General features: G+C 62.5%; 21 protein-coding genes. 12 read left to right on the top strand and 9 right to left on the bottom strand.

The annotated features are described in order from the left end of the window. The first annotated feature begins 104 nt into the window (after positions 1–104). The 4 genes from pgeF (at position 105) to NKH17_RS13895 (ending at position 3,909) form a co-directional block, all read left to right on the top strand. Positions 105–893: a peptidoglycan editing factor PgeF gene (gene pgeF / locus NKH17_RS13910; protein WP_352646582.1), complete on the top strand. Its 789-nt coding sequence runs from the start codon at positions 105–107 to the stop codon at positions 891–893. Then, on the top strand, positions 893–2,044 hold the full coding sequence (locus NKH17_RS13905) for a M24 family metallopeptidase (protein WP_023678425.1): 1,152 nt from the start codon (positions 893–895) through the stop codon (positions 2,042–2,044). The genes pgeF and NKH17_RS13905 overlap by 1 nt, the downstream gene beginning before the upstream one ends. A gap of 54 nt (positions 2,045–2,098) precedes the next feature. After that, positions 2,099–2,719 carry a hypothetical protein gene (locus NKH17_RS13900; RefSeq protein WP_352508129.1) on the top strand — a complete coding sequence of 207 codons (621 nt, stop codon included), beginning with the start codon at positions 2,099–2,101 and terminating at the stop codon, positions 2,717–2,719. Between the two features lie 254 nt (positions 2,720–2,973). After that, entirely contained in the window at positions 2,974–3,909 is a 936-nt protein-coding gene (locus NKH17_RS13895) for a ribose-phosphate pyrophosphokinase (RefSeq protein WP_254819191.1), read from the top strand. Between the two features lie 114 nt (positions 3,910–4,023). Here NKH17_RS13895 and NKH17_RS13890 read toward each other — a convergent pair whose 3' ends face one another. Continuing rightward, positions 4,024–4,890, bottom strand: coding sequence for an AraC family transcriptional regulator (locus NKH17_RS13890; RefSeq protein WP_352896124.1), 867 nt, complete (start codon positions 4,888–4,890; stop codon positions 4,024–4,026). A gap of 130 nt (positions 4,891–5,020) precedes the next feature. Here NKH17_RS13890 and NKH17_RS13885 point away from each other — a divergent pair, with 130 nt between their 5' ends. Beyond that, on the top strand, positions 5,021–6,256 hold the full coding sequence (locus tag NKH17_RS13885) for an MFS transporter (RefSeq protein WP_254819189.1): 1,236 nt from the start codon (positions 5,021–5,023) through the stop codon (positions 6,254–6,256). A gap of 126 nt (positions 6,257–6,382) precedes the next feature. Here NKH17_RS13885 and NKH17_RS13880 read toward each other — a convergent pair whose 3' ends face one another. Further along, complete coding sequence (locus NKH17_RS13880; protein ID WP_352896121.1) at positions 6,383–7,645, bottom strand: flavin-containing monooxygenase; 1,263 nt, start codon at positions 7,643–7,645, stop codon at positions 6,383–6,385. A gap of 389 nt (positions 7,646–8,034) precedes the next feature. Here NKH17_RS13880 and NKH17_RS13875 point away from each other — a divergent pair, with 389 nt between their 5' ends. The 6 genes from NKH17_RS13875 (at position 8,035) to NKH17_RS13850 (ending at position 12,895) form a co-directional block, all read left to right on the top strand. Then, positions 8,035–8,679 carry a 50S ribosomal protein L25/general stress protein Ctc gene (locus tag NKH17_RS13875; protein ID WP_254819187.1) on the top strand — a complete coding sequence of 215 codons (645 nt, stop codon included), beginning with the start codon at positions 8,035–8,037 and terminating at the stop codon, positions 8,677–8,679. 23 nt (positions 8,680–8,702) lie between these two features. Beyond that, positions 8,703–9,428 carry an aminoacyl-tRNA hydrolase gene (gene pth, locus NKH17_RS13870; RefSeq protein ID WP_254819186.1) on the top strand — a complete coding sequence of 242 codons (726 nt, stop codon included), beginning with the start codon at positions 8,703–8,705 and terminating at the stop codon, positions 9,426–9,428. Positions 9,429–9,537: 109 nt separating this feature from the next. Then, the gene (ychF, locus tag NKH17_RS13865; RefSeq protein ID WP_352896118.1) at positions 9,538–10,641 is read left to right on the top strand and encodes a redox-regulated ATPase YchF; all 1,104 of its coding nucleotides are present in this window, start codon (positions 9,538–9,540) and stop codon (positions 10,639–10,641) included. 218 nt (positions 10,642–10,859) lie between these two features. Further along, complete coding sequence (corA, locus tag NKH17_RS13860; RefSeq protein ID WP_352896116.1) at positions 10,860–11,834, top strand: magnesium/cobalt transporter CorA; 975 nt, start codon at positions 10,860–10,862, stop codon at positions 11,832–11,834. 132 nt (positions 11,835–11,966) lie between these two features. Next, positions 11,967–12,428, top strand: a complete 462-nt coding sequence (locus tag NKH17_RS13855) for a MaoC family dehydratase (protein ID WP_352477973.1) — start codon at positions 11,967–11,969, stop codon at positions 12,426–12,428. After that, a complete protein-coding gene (locus tag NKH17_RS13850; RefSeq protein ID WP_352896113.1) occupies positions 12,425–12,895 on the top strand; it encodes a MaoC family dehydratase in 471 nt (156 codons plus the stop codon). The genes NKH17_RS13855 and NKH17_RS13850 overlap by 4 nt, the downstream gene beginning before the upstream one ends. A 43-nt stretch (positions 12,896–12,938) precedes the next feature. On the opposite strand, the gene NKH17_RS13845 is transcribed toward NKH17_RS13850, so the two are convergent. From NKH17_RS13845 to petA, 4 genes are all read right to left on the bottom strand, one after another. Continuing rightward, positions 12,939–13,484, bottom strand: coding sequence for an adenine phosphoribosyltransferase (locus tag NKH17_RS13845; RefSeq protein WP_254819181.1), 546 nt, complete (start codon positions 13,482–13,484; stop codon positions 12,939–12,941). A gap of 214 nt (positions 13,485–13,698) precedes the next feature. Next, positions 13,699–14,571 carry a cytochrome c1 gene (locus NKH17_RS13840; protein ID WP_352477976.1) on the bottom strand — a complete coding sequence of 291 codons (873 nt, stop codon included), beginning with the start codon at positions 14,569–14,571 and terminating at the stop codon, positions 13,699–13,701. Between the two features lie 89 nt (positions 14,572–14,660). Continuing rightward, entirely contained in the window at positions 14,661–15,962 is a 1,302-nt protein-coding gene (locus tag NKH17_RS13835) for a cytochrome b (protein ID WP_352541008.1), read from the bottom strand. Positions 15,963–15,978: 16 nt separating this feature from the next. Further along, positions 15,979–16,539: a ubiquinol-cytochrome c reductase iron-sulfur subunit gene (gene petA / locus NKH17_RS13830; RefSeq protein ID WP_352477980.1), complete on the bottom strand. Its 561-nt coding sequence runs from the start codon at positions 16,537–16,539 to the stop codon at positions 15,979–15,981. A gap of 280 nt (positions 16,540–16,819) precedes the next feature. On the opposite strand from petA, the gene NKH17_RS13825 reads away from it, so the two are divergent. Beyond that, positions 16,820–17,176, top strand: a complete 357-nt coding sequence (locus NKH17_RS13825) for a cupin domain-containing protein (RefSeq protein WP_352822056.1) — start codon at positions 16,820–16,822, stop codon at positions 17,174–17,176. Positions 17,177–17,203: 27 nt separating this feature from the next. On the opposite strand, the gene NKH17_RS13820 is transcribed toward NKH17_RS13825, so the two are convergent. From NKH17_RS13820 to NKH17_RS13810, 3 genes are read right to left on the bottom strand one after another with little or no spacing between them, the layout of a single operon-like run. After that, positions 17,204–17,518: a DUF6665 family protein gene (locus NKH17_RS13820; protein WP_023679480.1), complete on the bottom strand. Its 315-nt coding sequence runs from the start codon at positions 17,516–17,518 to the stop codon at positions 17,204–17,206. 22 nt (positions 17,519–17,540) lie between these two features. After that, positions 17,541–19,424 carry an ABC transporter ATP-binding protein gene (locus tag NKH17_RS13815; protein ID WP_352896107.1) on the bottom strand — a complete coding sequence of 628 codons (1,884 nt, stop codon included), beginning with the start codon at positions 19,422–19,424 and terminating at the stop codon, positions 17,541–17,543. Beyond that, positions 19,421–21,310 carry an ABC transporter ATP-binding protein gene (locus NKH17_RS13810; RefSeq protein ID WP_352896104.1) on the bottom strand — a complete coding sequence of 630 codons (1,890 nt, stop codon included), beginning with the start codon at positions 21,308–21,310 and terminating at the stop codon, positions 19,421–19,423. The genes NKH17_RS13815 and NKH17_RS13810 overlap by 4 nt, the downstream gene beginning before the upstream one ends. Positions 21,311–21,313: the final 3 nt, after the last annotated feature.

The raw sequence follows: 21,313 nt of genomic DNA, 5'->3' as shown, positions 1-21,313 counted from the left end.
GACTAGCGCCCGACATCAACTGCGCCGGCCTTCAACCGACCAGCCTTCAACTGCGCCCCTTCAACTCGCTTGACGAAATCGCTCATACGGACAACAAAGCCGCCATGCTGAATCAGACCAAACCGGATCCCGTTCGGTCGCCCTTGCTGGAAACGGCGCAAGGCATCCGCCACGGCTACTTCACGCGAGTCGGCGGCATTTCCAGCGGCATCTACCGGGGCCTCAACATCGGCACCGGCTCGAACGACGACCAGACGCTGGTGCGCGAAAATCGCCGCCGGGTCGCCGAATGGATGGGCGTGCCTGCAAACCATCTGCTGACCGCTCACCAGGTTCATTCGCCGGACGTCGTCATTGCCAGGGAGCCTTTTGCCGGCGAGCGGCCCAAGGCCGACGCCATTGTCACCGACCGGCCGGGCATTGCCGTCGGTGCCTCGACCGCCGACTGCGGACCGGTCCTCTTCGCCGACGCCGGGGCGCGCATTATCGGCGCCGCCCATGCCGGCTGGAAAGGCGCTTTTACCGGAGTGCTGGAAAACACCATCGCGGCAATGGAAAGCCTCGGCGCCCGGCGCGACCGCATCGTCGCAGTGCTCGGTCCTTCGATCGGCCCACGGAATTACGAAGTCGGACCGGAATTCGTCGCCCGTTTCGTCGACGCCGATGCCGGCAATGCTCGCTATTTCGCGCCCTCCGCAAATGCCGGACACGCGATGTTCGATCTCAACCGCTACACGGTCGACCGGCTGACCAAGGCTGGCGTCAACGCCGAAGGACTTGGCCGCTGCACCTATGCCGAGGAAGAGCTTTTCTACTCCTATCGGCGCAGCACGCATCGCAACGAGCCCGACTACGGGCGGCAGGTTTCGGCAATCGTTTTGGAGGCTGACTGATGGCGCTGCATTTCGAACGCTCGGAATTCGACGCGCGGCGCGATCGACTGATGATAGAGATCGCCGAAAAGAAGCTCGACGCCGTCCTGCTGTTCGCCCAGGAAAGCATGTATTGGCTAACCGGCTACGACACCTTCGGCTTCTGCTTTTTCCAGTGCCTGGTGGTCAAGGCCGACGGCTCGATGGTGCTGCTGACGCGTTCAGCCGACTTGCGCCAGGCGCGCCACACCTCGATCATCGACAACATCGTTTTGTGGACGGACCGCAACGGCGCCAATCCGGCGGTCGACCTGCGCAATCTGCTCAACGAACTCGACCTGCTCGGCGCCCGCATTGGCGTCGAATACGACACCCACGGCCTGACGGCCTACAATGGCCGGCGCCTCGACGAGCAGTTGCAGACCTTCGGGCAGATCGCGGATGCCTCCGGCATTGTCAGTCGGCTGCGGCTGTTCAAGAGCCCGGCAGAAATCGCCAAAGCGGAAAAAGCCGCAAATCTGGCCGACGACGCGCTGGACGCAGCACTGCCGCTGATCAAGCAGGGCGGGGATGAGGCGCTGATCCTCGCCGCCATGCAAGGTGCGATCTTTGCCGGCGGCGGCGATTATCCGGCCAACGAGTTTATCATCGGCTCCGGCGTCGACGCCCTGCTTTGCCGCTACAAGGCCGGTCGCCGCAAGCTCACCAAGAACGACCAGCTGACGCTCGAATGGGCCGGTGTCTTCCACCACTACCATGCGGCAATGATGCGCACGGTGTTGACTGGCAAGGTATCGAAACGCCACCAGGAATTGTTCGATGCCGCCCGCGCCGCGCTACTTGCAGTCGAGAAGGCGATGACGCCCGGTAATACGTTCGGCGACGTGTTCGACGCCCATGCCCGCACCCTCGAAGCCCACAATTTGACCAAGCACCGGCTCAATGCCTGCGGCTATTCGCTCGGCGCCCGCTTCACCCCGTCCTGGATGGACATGCCGATGTTCTATCAGGGTAATCCCGAACCGATTGCGCCGAACATGACGCTGTTCGCCCATATGATCATCATGGACTCCGAAACCGAAACCGCGATGACGCTTGGCCGCACCTATCTGACCACCGAATCCCAGCCGAAGCCGCTGTCCCGCCATGATCTCGACTTGATCGTGCAGTGAATCCATAATGGAAAGAGTGTGAGGGGCGTTCGTCGCCAAGGAGTTTTCAGACCAATGAGACGATCGCATGTGACGACCGTGTCATTGCTCGTGGCGCTGGCGCTGGCGGCCTGCACCAATGCGAAGGACGTTCTCGAACCGTCGGCCATTGCCCCGCAATCGACACAATCGCTCTCCGGAGCCGGAAGTGCCGCAACGCCCCCCGCAACTCCGGCTCGGCCTGCCGGCACCGCGCAAACTGCAGATACAGCGCAGCCTTCGGCTGCAGTAGCCGTGCCGCCCGCCAAAAGCGCGGCTGCCATTGCGCGGACCCGGCTGCAGGTGGCGCCGATCGTCGGCGCCTCGGTAGAAGCCGCGACACCGCTGACCGCCGAGCTTCAGACACGCGCCAGGCAGCGCGGCATCACCTTGGCCGGCAGCACCGACCAGACCCCAACGCATGTGCTCAAGGGCTATTTCTCGACCATGACGGAAGGCAAGGACACCACCGTCATCTACGTCTGGGACATCTATGACCCGGCCGGCAACCGGCTGCATCGCATCAACGGCCAGCAGAAGGCGCCCTCTGTCGGCGGCGGCGAAGGCTGGGCGGCGGTCGCCCCGGCGACCATGCAGGCAATTGCCGACCAGACAATCGACCAGTTCGCCACCTGGCTTGGCGGCGGCGCCGGCTGATCTGGAGCATGATTTCCGAAAAGTGAATCCGGTTTTCGGAAAAGACCATGCTCAGACTGAAAGATAGAGCTATCCCCGAATTCGGTCGGCATCGAAGTGGACCTATCGCCGCATCGTCAAGCCGTAAGCGTTTATTGAGATTAGCCGGCGGATTCCCATTCACGACGCTTGCAATACCGGCGCGGGCCGCTAAAAGCCCGACTAAGAGGCTGGAGTGCTATCGGAGTCTCTCAATCCTTCGCCAGGAACGGTGCATGAAGCTCTTCGCGGGCAATTCCAACAGGGTGCTGGCCGAATCAGTCGCCCGCTACCTCAACATTCCGCTGGGCAAGGCCAGCGTCAGGCGCTTCGCCGACCAGGAAATCTTCGTCGAGATCCAGGAGAATGTGCGCGGCGAGGACGTCTTCATCCTGCAGTCCACCTCGTTCCCGACCAACGATCATCTGATGGAACTGCTCATCATGATCGACGCCTTCATGCGCTCTTCGGCCAAGCGCATCACTGCGGTTATTCCTTATTTCGGCTATGCCAGGCAGGATCGCCGCGCCTCGGGCCGCACACCGATCTCGGCCAAACTGGTCGCCAACATGATCACGAGGGCGGGCGTCGACCGGGTGCTGACCCTGGATCTCCACGCCGGCCAGATTCAAGGCTTCTTCGACATCCCGACCGACAATCTGTTTTCCGTGCCGGTCATGGCCCGCGACGTAAAGGCGAAATACAAGCAGCTTGCCAATGTCATGGTGGTTTCGCCGGATGTCGGCGGCGTGGTCCGCGCCCGCGCCCTCGCCAAGCGCATCGATGCCCAGCTCGCCATCGTCGACAAGCGCCGCGAGCGCCCCGGCGAATCGGAAGTCATGAACGTCATCGGTGACGTGCGCGGCAAGGATTGCCTGTTGATCGACGACATCATCGATTCGGGCGGCACGCTGTGCAATGCAGCCGATGCGCTGCTTGCCGACGGCGCCACCAGTGTCACCGCCTACACTACCCATGGCGTTTTGTCCGGCGGCGCCATCGCCCGCATCGGCGCCTCGAAACTGCAGGAACTGGTCATCACCGATTCCATCCAGCCGACGCAGGCAGTGCTCGACGCCGCCAATATCCGCGTCATCTCTATCGCCGAATTGATGGGCGAGGCAATCTCACGCACGGCGACCGAGGAATCGGTGTCGAGCCTGTTCGATTAATGCATGTCCGCGCAAAACTGTGCAGCGGTTTTGCGATAACGACATGCATAAAAACAAGAATCCAAAGCGCGTCGCATGAGGCCGGTCGAACGCTACGCGCTTCAGGGCTGCGACTCAGGCCGAGCCGGACCGTTTATTCGCCGCACCTTCGCCAGCATCACGGGCGCCCCGCATGTAACCGCGTGGCGAGGCTCCCAGCATGCGCTTGAACATGGTGATGAACGCCGGCACGCTGTCATAGCCGAGATCGAGCGCCACCCTTGTGATCGGCTCGCCGTCGGCCAGCCGTGGCAGCGCCGCGAACAGACAGGCCTGCTGACGCCAGGTCGACAGCGACAATCCCGTCTGGCGGTGGAACGCGCGGGTGAAAGAGCGGCGGCTCATGCCAACGAGAGCGGCCCATTGGTCGATCGTCGCATGCGGTGACGGTGCCGAGACGAAGCGCCGGCACAGCGCTGCCAGTCTTGCGTCGGACGGGAACGGCAGTCCGAGCGGCCGTTCCGGCAGGTTCGGGATTTCGTGCAGCAGGAGCTTCATGATCAGCCCGCCCCGCCCCTCCAACTCGGCGCCCTGTGGCAGCTTTTCCGATTCCACGATCAGGCTGTGCATCAGATCGGTGATACCGACGACGCGCAACCCGTCCGGCAGGCCGGGAATGGCCTCCGGCATCACATAGACGGACCGCATGCTGACGTCGCCCAGCATCTCGACGGAATGTTCGGTGCCGGCGGGGATCCACATCGCGTGGTCGGGAGGCACCATCCAGCGCCCATGCCGCGTCGTTACCAGCACGACCCCGACCAGCGCGTGCAGCAACTGGCTGCGGCTGTGATGGTGCCGTGGCACATGGTAGCCGTCCGGATATTCGGTCGGCAGCGCCACTGCCGGCCCAACGGCCTGCTCCAGCCATTGCCAGCGACGCTCATGCAACAACCCGAGATCACCGTCGCCCGCTTTGAACATTTCCCTGCCATGCGGCATCAGCTATGGCCCACTTGCGAAACTATTGGACCAAACCACGAAAGAAGTCGCGTGACAAGCAACGTATAAGGCAGCCAGCCCATAAGACCGCGTGCGGAAGTGCCCGCCAAAAAAAACCACGGAGCATGCCTTGACAGATACCACAGCAACCGCCGAGGGCGAGCCGGCAGCGGCCGGCCACATCTCAGCTCAGGCGACGGCCTTCACCGTCATCCTGGCGGTGAGCTTCTGCCATTGCATCAACGACATCATGCAGTCGCTGCTGTCGGCGATCTATCCGCTGCTGAAGGACAATTACGGTCTCGATTTCTGGCAGATCGGCCTCCTGACTTTCACTTTCCAGGTGACGGCATCCTTGCTGCAGCCGGTGATCGGCATGATCACCGACAAGCGGCCGATGCCTTATTCGCTGCCCTACGGCATGGCCTCCTCGTTGATCGGACTGGTCGTGCTGGCCTACGCCGGACACTATTTCCTGCTCCTCATCGGCGCCTCGCTGATCGGTATCGGCTCGGCGATCTTCCATCCGGAATCCTCGCGCATCGCCCGCTTCGCCTCCGGCGGCCGGTTCGGTCTTGCGCAGTCGCTGTTCCAGGTCGGCGGCAATTTCGGCCAGGCTATGGGGCCGCTGCTGGCAGCCTTCATCGTCGTGCCCTTCGGCCAGACCAGCATCGCCTGGTTCGCCGGCGGCTCGCTGATCGGCATCATCGTGCTGTGGCAGGTCGGCGGCTGGTACAGCCGCCTGCGTGCCGCACAGGGCACCCGCAAGGCGGCAGGTTTCGTCTCGCCCTTCCCGCGCCGCAAGGTGATGGGAGCGCTGCTGGTGCTGACGCTGCTGGTACTGACCAAGAACGCCTATATTTCCAGCCTTGCCAGCTACTACACCTTCTATTCCATTCATAAGTTCGGTGTTTCGGTGCAGATGTCGCAAGTCATGCTGTTCCTGTTCCTCGGCGCCTCGGCCCTGGGCATCCTGCTCGGCGGCCCGTTTGGCGACCGCTACGGGCAGAAGGCGATGATCTGGTTCTCGATCGTCGGCGTGCTGCCCTTCACGCTGGCCCTGCCCTACGCCAATTTCGAGTGGACGATGGTTCTCACCGTGCTGATCGGCCTGATCCTGTCCTCGGCCTTCTCGAACATCGTCGTCTTCGCCCAGGAACTGGTGCCCGGCCGCGTCGGCATGATCGCCGGCATCTTCTTCGGCTTCGCCTTCGGCATGGGCGGCATCGCCGCCGCCGTGCTTGGCGTCGTCGCCGACATGAAAGGCATCGACTTCGTCTTCCAGGTCTGCTCGTATTTGCCGCTGCTCGGGCTACTGACGGTGTTCTTACCGAACATGCGGAAAGCCAGGAAAGTGGAGCATTGACCACGAGCAGGTGACACGTCGGGTTGAACCTCGGCTTTTAACCCTCCGCGGCCATTCATCTTGAATGGCTCAAATCTCGCGAGAGGAGAGAGCCGCCGACCGGATGAGATTCGTCTGCGGTCGGGATCACTGAATCGGGAGGTCGGAGGCGATCCTTACCAAACGACGCTCGATATCGTCGGCCACCAGGGCTGCTTCCTCGGCAATTGCCAATATTGTGCCCGACCGCCGGGTGATTGCAAAAGGCAGGCCGGCAAAATACACACCCGGGACGCTCGCAAACCCGTTCTCGTGCAGTGGTTGGCCGTGTGGATCGAGCACATCGGGAACGCGCACCCATCCGAAATCCCCAGTGAAACCGGTGCACCAGATCACCGTCGTGATCCCCCGCGCCGCGAGATCAATTGATCGGATCGGTGGATTGGGCAGACGCGCTTCAATCGTCTCCGCCGGGTCCGGCTCAGCCTCGGGGGCATCGATTCGGTTGCGCGCGATATAATCGTCGATCTGGCTTCGAACTCTGGCGGAGCCCTCGTCCGCATGGCGAACATGCGCTTCCGCCTCGTCGCTGAACGAGAGGCGGCCGTCGTCGACGCCCGTGAGCCGACCCAGTACGACGACGCCTTGCGCACTGAGGGACTGCAGGCTGATCGTATGGAGCGCTCCTTGCAGCGGCCTTCCTGGGATTGGGCCCTGTTCAAGTATTTCCTTGCGCGTCACGTCTAGCAGTCCGCTAAGAACCAGCCAGACACTGATGTGACGACCTCGATACGTTCGGGGCAGCCGGCCGACTCGGCTCGTTGCGAGAAACACAGTTCGCCCCGCTTGGGCCAAGTCCTCGGCGATTTGGCCTCCCGACTGGGCACTACCGACCACCAGCACCGCTCCACTGTCGAGACCGGATGCGTTGCGGTAGGCTGATGCGTCGATCTGCCGGACTTCGGGCGGCAACAAAGCGGAGAAGGACGGGCGCACCGGGCAGTTCTGGTTACTGCTGGCGATCACCACATTTCTCGCACACAGGGAACCGCGCGGAATGGTAAGCCGGTACAGGCCGTCGCTCGCAACAAGGTCGGTCACCGGCGTACCGGTTTCCACCGGGAGGGCATGACGGCGGGCATAGTCCTCCAACATCGCGACAAACTCGCCGCTTGTCATTGCGCCGTCGGGATCGGAGCCGACATAGCTATCCCCGGGCATGACCGTTTGGATGTTCGCGGTATTTATCCGAAATGAGTCCCAACGCTGGGTCCGCCAGGTCTCACCGATGCGATGTCGCTCCAGCACTCTGTGACGTAAGCCGCGCTGCATCAGCGCATGACTGACACCTAGCCCCGCCCAGCCGGCACCGATGACGACGGCATCAAGAATGTCCGTTGCGCTCGTCATTGCGTTCCCCTCTGACTGTCACCCCATTGTACTTCGTGAAATCAGTAAACGGTTCGCTTTCCAGTACGGCTTGCTCTCAGGCTTGACAAATCGAACATGACAACACTTGGCGTGGCGATGACTAAGATGTCGTGTCTCGTGTAAGTCGCGCCTGTGCGGAAGTTTGTCAACTGAACGTCCGCCAAGGGCGCAAAGCCGAAATTCAGTGAGATGCTGCCCATACCTGCCTTTTGCTTGCACCGCCGCTCGCCTTCCGCTATAGAGCCGCCACCCGCGTAGACACCCTTGGAGGCAACGCGGCGGAAGGCCGCCTCACCCGGCGGCTTTCGACGTTTACGGCCCAGCCACGCTGGCCGCGAACGCTCCAGAACAACGCGAAAGGAAATGCCATGAGCCACGATACTTACGAGCTCAAGGCCGAAGCGCGCGAACAGGTCGGTAAGGGGTCCGCCCGTGCAGTTCGCCGCAACGGTAAAGTGCCTGCAGTGATTTACGGCGACAAGCAGCCTCCCCTGGCGATTGCGCTGACCTATAAGGACATCTACTACAAGATCCATGGCGGCGGGTTTCTGACCACGGTCGCCACGATCGATGTCGACGGCAACAAGATCCAGGTTCTGCCCAAGGATTTTCAGCTCGACCCGGTCAAGGATTTCCCGGTCCACGTCGATTTCCTGCGCATCGGCAAGGATACCGAAGTCAATGTCGACGTGCCCGTGCACTTCATCAATGAAGACAAGTCGCCCGGCATCAAGCGCGGCGGCGTGCTCAACATCGTGCGCCACGAGGTCGAGTTCCACTGCCCTGCCAATGCGATCCCGGATTTCATCACCGTCGATCTCACCGGCACCGATATCGGCGATTCCATCCACATTTCGGCCGTCACCTTGCCGGCCGGCGTCAAGCCGGTGATCTTCGACCGCGACTTCACCATCGCGACCATTGCCGGCTCCTCGGCGATGAAGCCGGAGGCGGTAGAAGAGACGACTGAAGCGGCTGCGCCCGAAGCGGCTCCTGCCGCCGAAGAGAAGTAACTCCTTCCCGCCCGGAGGCGACGATGCTTGTCTTTGCAGGCCTCGGCAATCCGGGCGCGAAATACGCCAGCAACCGGCACAATGTCGGCTTCATGGCGGCGGACGCGATCGCCCGCCGCCATTCCTTTTCGCCCTGGTCGAAGAAATTCCAGGGTCTGATCGCCGAAGGCACGCTTGCCGGCGAAAAGGTGATCCTGATCAAGCCGCAGACCTTCATGAACCTGTCCGGCCAGTCGGTCGGCGAAGCCTTGCGCTTCTATAAGCTCGGCCCTTCGGCGCTGACTGTCTTTTATGACGAGATCGACCTTGCTGCCGGCAAGGTGCGCGTCAAGGTCGGTGGCGGTTCCGGCGGCCACAACGGCATCCGCTCGCTCGACCAGCACGTCGGCAAGGATTTTCGCCGTGTGCGCATCGGCGTCGGCCACCCCGGCGTCAAGGAAATGGTGCATGGCCATGTGCTCGGCGATTTCGCCAAGGCCGACCGCGAATGGCTGGACGTGCTGCTCGACGCAATCGCCGACGGTGCCGGATTGCTTGCCGAGGGCGACGACAATTCCTTCATGAACCGCGTGACGCTGGCCTTGCGCGACAAGCTCACGCCGACGGGCGACGACGACCGCCCGCCGCCCAAGGCGCCAAAGGCACAAAGCCACGTCCGCCAGGCGCGGCCGCAGCAGCCGGCGGCCAAGCTGCCCGAAACCGGCCCGATGGCGGCCATGCTGAAGAAGCTTTTTGGCGGCAAGGACTGAGCCATGGCGCCGTCAGCGCCGCGGGCATAAGTGCTCAGGGCTTGACGATCATCGGCGCTTTCGCCCATAGCCCTGATCAAATTCGATTTCCCGATAGGACCAGACAAAAATGGGTTTCAAATGCGGCATCGTTGGCTTGCCCAACGTCGGCAAGTCGACGCTCTTCAATGCGTTGACCAGGACGGCGGCGGCACAGGCCGCCAATTATCCGTTCTGCACCATCGAACCGAACACCGGCGAGGTGGCGGTGCCCGACCCGCGCCTGCAGAAGATCGCCGCGATCGGCAAGTCGAAGGAGATCATCCCGACCCGCATCTCGTTCGTCGACATTGCTGGCCTGGTGCGTGGCGCCTCGAAAGGCGAAGGGCTTGGCAACCAATTCCTCGCCAACATCCGTGAGGTCGACGCCATCGTCCATGTGCTGCGCTGCTTCGAGGATGACGACATTACCCATGTGGAGGGCCGCATCGATCCTGTCGCCGATGCCGAGACCGTCGAGACCGAATTGATGCTTGCCGACCTCGACAGCCTCGAGCGCCGCATCGTGCAGATCCGCAAGCGTGCCGCCGGCAAGGACAAGGAAGCAGCGACCGTACTTCCGATGATGGAAGCGGCGCTTGAGCTGCTGCAGGCCGGCAAGCCCGCCCGCATCCTGCTCAACGGCATCTCGGCTGAGGATCTGCGCATCCTGCAGGGGCTGAATCTCTTGACCTCACACCCGGTGCTTTACGTCTGCAACGTGGCGGAAGCCGACGCCGCCACCGGCAACACGCATACCAGGGCGGTCGAGAAGATGGCCGCCGCGCAAGGTGCCCGCACCGTTGTGATTTCAGCGGCGATCGAGGCCGAAGTCGCCCAGCTCTCGGACGAAGAGGAAATGGAATTCCTGGCAACGCTCGGCCTGGACGAACCCGGCCTGAACAAGGTGATCCGCGCCGGCTACGAGCTTTTGCAGCTCATCACCTATTTCACCGTCGGCCCCAAGGAGACGCGCGCCTGGACCGTGCACAAGGGTGCCAAGGCGCCGCAAGCGGCAGGCGTCATCCACACCGATTTCGAGCGCGGCTTCATCCGCGCCCAGACCATCGCCTATGACGACTTCGTCAGGCTGGGCGGCGAAGTGGCGGCCAAGGAGGCCGGCAAGGCGCGCGACGAAGGCAAGGAGTATGTCGTCCAGGACGGCGATATCATGCTGTTCAAGTTCAACACCTGACCCGGCGAGACCCGCCCGGCCTCCCCAATGGCTGTTGCTCGGCCACAACTTCATAACAGGCATCGCGGCGGCGTCTTGCCGCTGCTTGACGGCACGTCACGCCCGGTCTAAGGGGCCTCTGCGCTGGTCTCGAGCCTCACATGGCCATGTCAGTGCGATCTGAGTGACGCGCCCCTTCCGAACGAAACCCTCTTTAGCAACAGCAAGGGAGACCGGCGATGATCAAGGCCTTCGTCGTCGACAATGATCGCCTGCGCGTTGTCGACGATCTCCTGCAAAACAGCGATGCTGTCGTCTGGGTCGACCTTCTCAGTCCGACAAAGGAAGAAGAGACCACGATCGAGACCTGGCTCGGCATTGCCGTTCCGACCCGGGAAGAGATGGAGGAGATCGAGATCTCGAGCCGTCTCTACGTCGAGGACGGCGCCTACTTCATGACCGCCATTCTGCCGGCTCAGACCGAACTGGATGATCCCTTGATGTCGCCGGTCACCTTCGTGCTCGCCGGCAGCAGGCTGATCACCGTGCGTTACCACGAGCCGAAGGCGTTCAAGACCTTTCCGCTGCGCGCCGAGAAGGTGGCGACCGGCTGCACCAGCGGCGACACCATCCTGATTGGCCTGCTGGAGGCGATCGTCGACCGCCTCGCCGACATTCTGGAGCGCGCCGGCCGCGACGTCGAGGCGATCTCGCGCGACATCTTCGAGGCACGATCGACCAAGGTTTCCAAGCGCAACCGTGACTTCCAGGAACTGTTGAAAGGCATTGGCCGCAAGGAGGACCTCGCCTCCTCGGTCCGCGACAGCCTGATCTCGCTGCAGCGCCTTGCCGGCTTTCTCGCCCATGCCTCCACTCAGACCAAGATGAGCAAGGATACTCGCGCCCGCATCAAGACCTTGTCGCGCGACGTGCTGTCGCTTGCCGACCACGCCACCTTCCTGTCGCAGAAGATCAGCTTCCTGCTCGACGCGACGCTGGGCATGATCTCGATCGAGCAGAACGCCATCATCAAGATCTTCTCCGTCGCCGCTGTCATCTTCCTGCCGCCGACGCTTGTCGCTTCAATCTACGGCATGAATTTCGACATCATCCCTGAGCTCAAATGGCACTTTGGCTATCCCTTCGCCATCGGCATGATGGTGCTTTCGGCAATCCTGCCCTTCTGGTATTTCCGCCGTCGCGGCTGGCTATAGGGTCGTCAATGCGCGCTACGGCTTGGGCACAGCAGGCTGGCGCACCAGAAATTGCTTGACCAAATGCCGCCCTGCCTGCATCCGGGACCCGACGCGCAGCGATTGTACAATCCTGAACAGGATTTCCAGACCATGACCACAAAGACCTGGGCTTATGAGGATTTTGTCGAGGGCGCTTCGCTCGACCTCGGCACCAAGCTGGTAAGCGCCGCTGAAATCATAGAATTCGCCGACGAGTTCGATGCCCAGCCGATGCATCTCGACGAGGCCGCGGGCAAGGCCAGCATCCTCGGCGGGCTGGCGGCTTCGGGCTGGCACACCTGCGCCATGTTCATGCGCATGCTGTGCGATGCCTTCCTGCTCGACTCGACCTCCCAGGGCGCGCCAGGCGTCGACCAGGTCAAATGGAAACGGCCGGTCCTGGCCGGTGACCTGTTGAGCGGCAGCACCACCGTCCTTGCCAAGCGACTGTCCAGATCGAAGCCCCGCCTTGGCCTGGTGACCATGCGCAGCGAGTTGTTCAACCAGCGCGGCGAAGGTGTTTTCGAGCTCGAAAACACCGTCATGTTCCTCACCCGCGAGGGCAGTGCGTGAGCCTCGACGAATTCTTCTGCATCGGTATCACCGTCACGCTCGGTTCACATCGATTCGAACCGGAGGCGATCAAGGCGTTCGCCCGCAAATACGACCCGCAGATATTCCATATCGACGAAGAGGCGGCGAGGAACAGTATATTCGGCGGGCTCTGCGCCTCGGGCTGGCACACCGCCGCCACCTGGATGAAATTGAACCTCCAGGCTGGCATGGAGGCAGAGGTCGCCCGCTGGCCCGGCCCCGGGCCGGTGCCGGAATTCGGTCCCTCGCCCGGCTTCAAGAACCTCAAATGGCCCAAACCTGTCTATGCCGGGGAAACCGTGACTTTCAGCCGCACCGCGCTGGCCCATCGCCCCATCGCCTCGCGACCGGGCTGGCGGCTGCTGACGCTCCGCTCAGAGGCCTTCGATTCGACCGGCGACAAGGTCATCGAATTCGAAAGTGCCGTGCTGGTGAAGGTGGAGTGAGCGGAGTTCTTCCCCTCTCCCACAGGAAAGAAGGAAGAAACGCTCAATGCCCCTCAAACCCGATCAGCGTCCTCACCGGTACGCCGAGCGCCTCTAACCTCTCTCGGCCGCCAAGGTCCGGCAGGTCGATGACGAAGCAGGCGGCGAGGATATCGGCGCCGATCTGCCGCAATAGCTTGACGGCCGCCTCGGCCGTGCCGCCGGTGGCGATCAAATCGTCGACGAGGATTACCTTCTCGCCTGGAGAAACACCGTCTTTATGCATCTCCATCTCGTCCAGCCCGTATTCCAGGCTGTAGGCGACGCGCACCGTCTCGTAAGGCAGCTTGCCTTTTTTACGGATCGGCACGAAGCCGGCCGAGAGCTGGTGGGCGATGGCGCCGCCGAGGATGAAGCCGCGCGCCTCGATGCCGGCGATCTTGTCGATCTTCAGGCCGGCATAGGGATGCACCAGTTCGTCGATGGCGCGGCGGAAGGCCCGCGCATTGCCGAGCAGCGTGGTGATGTCGCGAAACAGGATGCCCGGCTTGGGATAATCCGGAATGGTGCGGATCGCGGCAAGCAGCGTCTCTTCGAGCGAGGATTTCATCGAGCGGCTCTCCGGGCTATTCAGATTCGGCTGAAGGCGTGAAAGGAATGGGCCAATCGTAACCCGGCGCCGCCAAGTCCGGCTACCGCCATGTGATGCCTGACGGAAAATTGTCCGGCAAAGGGCCTTGCTCAGCGTCGGCTGCGATCAATCGACATGCCTGCAACGAAAAGGGCGCCTTTCGACGCCCTCGCATTCTCGTATATCGCAGGGCTCAGTGCGCCACGCCGGCCCACACCTTGCGCTTGGTCAGGTAGACCAGCGCACCGAACAGCAGCAGGAAGACCAGCACGCGAAAGCCGGTCTTCTTGCGGTCCTCGAGGTGCGGCTCGGCCGCCCACATCAGGAAGGCCGACACGTCGCGCGAGTACTGGTCGACCGTCTGCGGCGCGCCGTCATCATAGGTAACCTGGCCGTCGGAGAGCGGCTTCGGCATCTTCAGCGACACGCCGGACAGGAAGTACGGATTGTAGTGCGTGCCTTCCGGTATGACCATGCCCGCCGGCGGCTGCTGGTCGTAGCCGGTCAGCAGTGAGTGGATGTAGTCGGGGCCGCCCTGCGCATATTGCGTAAAGATGTCGAACACGAAGCGCGGGAAGCCGCGCTCGACCCCGCGCGCCTTGGCCAGCAGCGACATGTCGGGCGGTGCTGCGCCGCCATTTGCCGCCGCTGCCGCTTCGACATTGGGGAATGGCGCCGGGAAATGGTCGGACGGCTTGCCGGGACGGTCGAACATGTCGCCGGCATCGTTCGGGCCGTCATGGATCGTATATTCGGCCGCCAGCGTCTTGATCTGCGCATCCGAATAGCCAAGGCCTTCCAGCGTACGGAACGCCACCAAATTCATCGAATGGCAGGCCGAGCAGACTTCCTTGTAGACCTTCAGTCCGCGCTGCAGCTGGGCCTTGTCGTAGGTGCCGAATGGCCCGGCGAAGCTCCAGTCCATTTCCTTCGGTTCGTGTATCGGGAAATGCGTCGGCGCCGCCTCATTGTGCGCCTCTTCCTGGGCGCTGGCTCCAGTGCTTGCGGCACCCATGCCCGCGGCCACAAGGCCAAGCAGCGCCAGCGAGGAGAGAATCTTTTTCATGCCAATTCCCCTTGAGATTCTCTGACGCGCTGTCATCGTCTCGAGCATGACCTTGTCCGAGTACCGGTTTCCACTTTTCGGGATCATGCTCAGCCCTTGGTTTCCGGCGCGGTCGTGGCACCGGCCGGATGTCCGCCGCCGCCCTTGTTCTTCTCGAGCACCGCCTCGGTAATCGAATTCGGCAGCCGCCGCGGCTTTTCGATCAGCCCGAGCACCGGCAGCGCTACCAGGAAGAAGGCGAAGTAGAACAGCGTCGCCATCTGCGCCATGAATACATAGCTGCCCTCGGCCGGCTGCGAGCCCAGCCAGCCGAGCAGGATGGCGTCTGCCACGAACAGCCAGAAGAACAGCTTGTACCAGGGCCGGTAGACTGCCGAGCGCACCTTCGAGGTGTCGAGCCACGGCACCAGGAACAGCATGACAATCGCGCCGAACATGCAGAGCACGCCCCCGAGCTTGGAGTTGATGGGCCCGATATTGAAGGTGATGGCGCGCAGGATCGCGTAGAACGGCAGGAAATACCATTCCGGCACGATGTGGGCCGGCGTCTTCAGCGGGTTGGCCACGGTGTAATTGTCGGGATGGCCGAGATAATTCGGCAGGTAGAACACGAAATAGGCGAAGACGAACAGGAACACGATCATGCCGAACCCGTCCTTTATGGTCGCGTAAGGCGTGAAGGCGAGCGTGTCGGTTTTCGATTTGACCTCGATGCCGGTCGGATTGTTCTGGCCGACGACGTGAAGCGCCCAGATGTGCAGCACGACGACGCCGGCAATCATGAACGGCAAAAGGTAGTGCAGCGCAAAGAAGCGGTTCAGCGTCGGATTGTCGACCGCGAAGCCACCGAGGAGAAGCTGCTGGATCCAGTCGCCGACCAGCGGAATGGCGGTGAAGAAGCCGGTGATGACGGTGGCGCCCCAGAAGCTCATCTGGCCCCAGGGCAGCACATAGCCCATGAACCCGGTCGCCATCATCAGCAGGTAGATGATGCAGCCGAGGATCCACAGCAGCTCACGCGGCGCCTTGTAGGAGCCGTAGTAGAGGCCACGGAAGATATGGATGTAGACGGCGACGAAGAAGAACGACGCGCCGTTGGAATGGAGATAGCGCAGCAGCCAGCCCGAATTCACGTCGCGCATGATCTTTTCGACCGAATCGAAGGCGAGCGTGCTGTCGGCCGCATAGTGCATGGCCAGCACGATACCGGTCAGGATCTGCGCCGCCAGCATAAGCGCAAGGATGCCGCCGAAGGTCCAAGCATAGTTCAGGTTGCGCGGCACCGGATAGGCGATGAAGCTGTCATAGACCAGCCGGGGCAGCGGCATGCGCGAATCGAACCAGCGTCCGATACCGGTCTTGGGCGTATAGGTCGAGTGTCCCTCGCTCATGGAAATATCCCCTGCCTCAGCCGATACGGATCTTGGTGTCGGAAACGAATTGGAACACCGGTACTGCCATGTTCTCCGGCGCCGGCCCCTTCCGGATGCGGCCGGCGGTATCGTATACGGAACCGTGGCATGGGCAGAACCAGCCGCCGAAATCGCCTTCCTGGCCGAGCGGGATGCAGCCGAGATGGGTACAGACCTGGACCATCACCATCCAGGCTTCCTTGCCCGGCGTGGTTCGATTGGCGTCGGTCGCCGGCGCATCGGCCGGCAGGTTGGCATTGCGGGCGATTGGATCCTTGAGCTCGGCGAGATTGACCGCCTCGGCGTCCTTCATCTCTTTTTCGGTGCGGTTGCGCACGACCACCGGCTTGCCGCGCCACTTCACGACGAGCGACATTCCTGGCGTCAACGACGAGACGTCGACCTCGACCGAGGCAAGCGCCAGCGTCGAGGCATCCGGACGCATCTGGTCGATGAACGGCCAAGCAACGGCGCCCGCGCCGACCACCGCGGCCATGCCGGTGGCGACGTAGAGAAAATCACGACGGTTGGGATCCTGGGTGTCGGTTGCGCTCACGGGTGCCTGATCCTTTCGCCTCTTCCGTGCCGGCGGCCGAGCTTGTTCCCCGCTCAATCGCGCCGGCCCGACAGCGCATGGCGAACAGGCTAGCGAATTCCTCCGGCATTTGGGACTTGGGTTTATGCGTGAAGCCTGTTTTTGTCCAGACGGGCGAAGGCACAAGGGCAGATTGTCGCGGGGGCGTAATTTGCCCAGCGGAACGATTGGAAAACAGCAGCAAAACCAAACGGCTGCGTTCACCTCGACAGCGGACGCTCGCCCGGTTTATCCTCGCCCCATGGCGCATGTCATCGACCGCGACAAATGGGCCAAAGCGCCCGACCAGTTGCCCGACCACTGGCAAGGCGAGTTGCAATGCGGGCCTTACGGCTCCAACAGTTGCCTGATCTTTAACTACCTGCCGGAGACCGGCGGCGGCCCGAGGCTGCACAGCCATCCCTATTGCGAGATTTTCATCATCCGAACCGGGACCGGTCTGTTCACCGTCGGCGACCGGCAGATCGAGGCCACAGCCGGCCAGATCCTGGTCGTACCGCCGAACACGCCGCACAAATTCACCAATCTCGGGCCAGGCCCGCTGGAAACCACCGACATACACGAGAACGGCAGCTTCATCACCGAGTGGCTGGAATAACACTTTCCAAACCAGTTCCGGTTCGGATCATGCGCTGGCGCCGAGCCTGGCCAGCACGGCCTTGGGAATGTTGTATTCCCGGATCACCGCGTCGTGCTTGCGCAGGCCGCAGAGTTCACGCTGTATGAAATACCCGTGCACCGCTTCGGCTGCATCCCTGAGCAGCCGGGCACGGTCGACACTGTCGCAATTCTCGCGCAGCCTCGTCAATGTTTCCTCGACGCGCCGGCCGGCGCGGCCGAGCGCGGCCGCCTTCTCGCCGAGGATTTCATGGCCAAGCAGGTCCAACGCGCTCTCCTGCGCGCCGGACCGTCCGAAATTCGATGGCATTCTCACCGCCATGGTCTACTCCGGTTTTTAGAAACTACTCCGCCGGCCGGGTCTCGGCCAGCGCGCTCTCCTCGTTGAACAGGAAGCCGCCGGACTGCCGCTTCCACAGCCTGGCATAGAGCCCGTCGAGCCCGACCAGCTCGTCATGCGTGCCTTGCTCGACGATGCGGCCCTCGTCGAGCACCACAAGCCGGTCGAGTGCCGCAATGGTCGACAGCCGATGCGCGATGGCGATGACCGTCTTGCCTTCCATCAGCCTTGCCAGATTTTCCTGGATCGCCGCCTCGATGTCGGAATCGAGCGCCGAGGTCGCTTCGTCGAGCACCAGGATCGGTGCATCCTTGAGGAAGACGCGGGCGATCGCCACGCGCTGGCGCTGGCCGCCGGAGAGCTTGACGCCGCGCTCGCCGACATAGGCCTCGTAGCCGATACGATCGCGATTGTCGCGCAGACCGAGGATGAACTCGTGCGCCTCGGCTTTCTTCGCTGCCGCGACCACCTCGGCGTCGGTCGCTTCCGGCATGCCGAGCTTGATGTTGTCGCGCAGCGAGCGGTGGAAAAGTGCCGTATCCTGGCTGACGACGCCGATATTGGCGCGCAGCGAATTCTGCGTGACCGTGGAGACGTCCTGCCCGTCAATGGTGATCTTGCCGCTCTCGAGGTCGTAGAGGCGCAGGATCAGATTGACCAAGGTCGTCTTGCCGGCGCCGGACGGGCCGACCAGGCCGACCTTTTCGCCCGGCCGCACGACGAGGTCGATGCCGTTGAGCACGCCGGACCCCTTGCCGTAGTGGAACTCGACATTGCTGACGTCGATGCGCCCGCCGCCGACGACAAGCTCTTTCGCGTCCGGCGCATCGGTCAGGCCGAGCGGCTGTGAGATCAGCGCCTTGGAGTTCTCCAGCACGCCGAGATTCCGCAACATGCCGTTGAGCTGCATCATCAGCCGGCCGAGCAGCATGTTCAGCCGCAGCACCAAAGACAGCGTGAAAGCCACGGCGCCGACTGTGATCGAACCCTCGACGCAGAGATAAACGGCGAAGCAGGCGATCGCCGTGATCATGATGCCCGACAGCATCGTCAGCGCCATGCGCACGCCTGTCAGCCGGCGGGTGAACGGGCGCAGCGCGTCGAGATAGATGTCGAAGCCGTTCCTGATGTAGTGGTCGTCGCCATCGGCCGAGAACAGTTTCAGCGTCTGCACGTTCGAATAGGAATCGACAAGGCGGCCGGTGATCATCGAGCCGGCTTCGGCGGTCGCTTCGGCATGTTTGCGGATTGCCGGCAAATAGCGCCTGGCCAGCAAGCCGAAGGCCGTAATCCAGATCACCACCAGCACCGCCAGCCGGAGATCGAGCCCGGCGACCAGCGCCAGCGTCGTCACCGTATAGACGACCATGAACCAGACGACCTCAATGAAGCTTTCCATCAGATCGCCGGTCGCCTGTCCCGCCTGCCAGACCTTGGTCGCGATACGCCCGGCAAAGTCGTTCTGGAAGAAGGCGTAGGATTGGCGCGAGACATGGCGATGCGCCTGCCAGCGCACCAGATTATAGAAACCCGGCGTGATCGTCTGCTCGTCGACCAGCGCCGACAGACCGACGACAATGGTGCGGATGACCAGCACCACCGCGATCATGAAGACAAGTTCCGGGCCGGCGGCAGTCCACAGCGCGTGCCAGCCGCGTTCGCCGGGAAGCTGGTCGAGGATGTCGACCAGCCGCCCGACGAAATAGAACAGTCCGGCTTCGACCAGCGGCGCGATGCCGCCGATCACCAGCATGGCGAAGAAGGCGATCTTCGCCTGCCCGACATAATGCCAGAGGAAACCCCTGACGCCGGCAGGTGGCCGAAGGTCCGCGGGCTCCCGGAATGGAAAAACCCAGTTCTCGAACCAGCGGTAGATGGCAGTCATCATTCGGCGGCTTCACCCTTGGCGATTGCATCGTTGGCGGCTGCATCGTTGGCAGAAGGGCCGTCGTCGAGCAGGAATCCGCCCGACTGACGTTGCCAGAGCTGGGCGTAGAGCCCGCCTTTGGCAACGAGTTCCTCATGCGAACCTTCCTCGATGACTCGGCCCTTGTCCATGACCACGAGCCGGTCCATGGCCGCGATCGTCGACAGCCGGTGCGCAATGGCGATGACGGTCTTGCCTTGCATCAGTTTGTAGAGATTCTCCTGGATGGCCGCCTCGGCCTCGGAATCGAGGGCGGAGGTCGCCTCGTCGAGAATGAGGATCGGCGCGTCCTTCAGCATGACACGGGCTATGGCGATGCGTTGCCGCTGGCCGCCGGACAATTTGACGCCGCGATCGCCGACATGCGCGTCGAAACCCTTGCGGCCGTTCGAATCCGACAAGCCGGCAATGAAATCCAGCGCCTCGGCGCGCCGCGCCGCCTCGATCAGCATCTCGTTGCTGGCGTCCGGCCTGCCATAGAGGATGTTCTCGCGTACCGAGCGATGCAGCAGCGAGGTGTCCTGCGTGACCATGCCGATCTGGGCCCGCAGCGAGTCCTGCGTCACTGCCGCAATGTCCTGGCCGTCGATCAGGACCTTGCCGCTTTCGAGGTCGTAGAAGCGCAACAGAAGATTGACCAGCGTCGACTTGCCGGCACCCGATCGACCGACGATGCCGACCTTCTCGCCCGGCTTCACCGTCAGCGACAAGCTTTCGATCACACCCTTCTGCTTGCCGTAGTGGAAGCGGATGTCCTCAAAACGGATCTCGCCCTTGGTCACGGCAATATCCTTGGCGCTAGGCCGGTCTTCGACGAGGCGCGGCAGCGAGATCGAGGCGATGCCGTCCTGCACCGTGCCGATATTCTCGAACAGCGTGGACATCTCCCACATGATCCATTGCGACATGCCCCAGAGCCGCAGCACGAGGCCGATGACCAGGGCGACAGCGCCGATCGTCACGGCTTGGCCGAGCCACAGCCATAGCGAGATCGAGGCGACCGAAAACAACAGCAGCGAATTCAGGACATAGAGCAGGCCGTAGAGTTGCGTCACCAACCGCATCGATCGGTAAACGGTGTCGAGAAAGCCGGCCATACCGTCCTTGGCGAAGGATGCTTCGCGCCGCGCATGCGAGAACAGCTTGACCGTCTGAATATTGGAGTAGCTGTCGACGACACGGCCAGTCATGGTCGAGCGCGCATTGGCCTGCTCCTCGCCGACCTTGCCCAGTCGCGGGATGAAATAGCGCAACAGCAGGACATAGCCGGCAAGCCAGACGGCAAGCGGCGCAGCCAGCCGCCAGTCTGCCGAGCCGACAATGAACAGCATGCCGAGAAAATAGACGACGATATAATTGAGCACATCGATGAGCTTGATCACGCACTCGCGCACGGCGAGCGCTGTCTGCATCAGCTTGGTCGCGATGCGCCCGGCAAACTCGTCCTGATAGAAGCTCATCGACTGCTTGAGCAGGTACCGATGCACCTGCCAGCGGATACGCATCGGATAATTACCCATCAGCGTCTGCTGGTTGAGCAGCGAATGGAACCAGACCGTTGCCGGCAGCGCGAAAACCACGATGAAGGCCATGCCGGCCAGCTTCAAGCCTTCGGTCTGCAGGAACGTCTCGCGATTCTGTCCGGACAGCCAGTCGACGATCCGGCCCATGAAGCCGAACATCCACACCTCGGCAAGGGCGATGGCCGTCACCAGTACCGCATCGAGAGCGATGTAGGGCCATGCGCCGCGCGTGTAATGCACGCAGAAGGCGATCAGTGTCCGCGGCGGCTCGACCGGCTCCTTGGCAGGGAACGGATCGAGCCTTTTTTCAAACCAGCTAAACATAGT

Source organism: Mesorhizobium sp. M1334, from assembly GCF_040317995.1.
In the GTDB taxonomy this organism is placed as follows: Bacteria; Pseudomonadota; Alphaproteobacteria; order Rhizobiales; family Rhizobiaceae; genus Mesorhizobium.
The sequence above is the reverse complement of the archived record's forward strand: the minus strand, read 5'-3'. Positions and strand labels throughout refer to the sequence as shown.

Coding starts and splice junctions, on each gene's coding strand:
- NKH17_RS13895 (WP_254819191.1), top strand. CDS start 2,974: ATGAAGCTCTTCGCGGGCAATTCCAACAGGGTGCTGGCCGAATCAGTC.
- NKH17_RS13875 (WP_254819187.1), top strand. CDS start 8,035: ATGAGCCACGATACTTACGAGCTCAAGGCCGAAGCGCGCGAACAGGTC.
- corA (WP_352896116.1), top strand. CDS start 10,860: ATGATCAAGGCCTTCGTCGTCGACAATGATCGCCTGCGCGTTGTCGAC.
- NKH17_RS13855 (WP_352477973.1), top strand. CDS start 11,967: ATGACCACAAAGACCTGGGCTTATGAGGATTTTGTCGAGGGCGCTTCG.
- NKH17_RS13840 (WP_352477976.1), bottom strand. CDS start 14,571: ATGAAAAAGATTCTCTCCTCGCTGGCGCTGCTTGGCCTTGTGGCCGCG.
- NKH17_RS13825 (WP_352822056.1), top strand. CDS start 16,820: ATGGCGCATGTCATCGACCGCGACAAATGGGCCAAAGCGCCCGACCAG.
- NKH17_RS13905 (WP_023678425.1), top strand. CDS start 893: ATGGCGCTGCATTTCGAACGCTCGGAATTCGACGCGCGGCGCGATCGA.
- pth (WP_254819186.1), top strand. CDS start 8,703: ATGCTTGTCTTTGCAGGCCTCGGCAATCCGGGCGCGAAATACGCCAGC.
- pgeF (WP_352646582.1), top strand. CDS start 105: ATGCTGAATCAGACCAAACCGGATCCCGTTCGGTCGCCCTTGCTGGAA.
- NKH17_RS13880 (WP_352896121.1), bottom strand. CDS start 7,645: ATGACGAGCGCAACGGACATTCTTGATGCCGTCGTCATCGGTGCCGGC.
- NKH17_RS13835 (WP_352541008.1), bottom strand. CDS start 15,962: ATGAGCGAGGGACACTCGACCTATACGCCCAAGACCGGTATCGGACGC.
- ychF (WP_352896118.1), top strand. CDS start 9,538: ATGGGTTTCAAATGCGGCATCGTTGGCTTGCCCAACGTCGGCAAGTCG.
- NKH17_RS13810 (WP_352896104.1), bottom strand. CDS start 21,310: ATGTTTAGCTGGTTTGAAAAAAGGCTCGATCCGTTCCCTGCCAAGGAG.
- NKH17_RS13890 (WP_352896124.1), bottom strand. CDS start 4,890: ATGCCGCATGGCAGGGAAATGTTCAAAGCGGGCGACGGTGATCTCGGG.
- NKH17_RS13845 (WP_254819181.1), bottom strand. CDS start 13,484: ATGAAATCCTCGCTCGAAGAGACGCTGCTTGCCGCGATCCGCACCATT.
- NKH17_RS13820 (WP_023679480.1), bottom strand. CDS start 17,518: ATGGCGGTGAGAATGCCATCGAATTTCGGACGGTCCGGCGCGCAGGAG.
- NKH17_RS13815 (WP_352896107.1), bottom strand. CDS start 19,424: ATGATGACTGCCATCTACCGCTGGTTCGAGAACTGGGTTTTTCCATTC.
- NKH17_RS13900 (WP_352508129.1), top strand. CDS start 2,099: ATGAGACGATCGCATGTGACGACCGTGTCATTGCTCGTGGCGCTGGCG.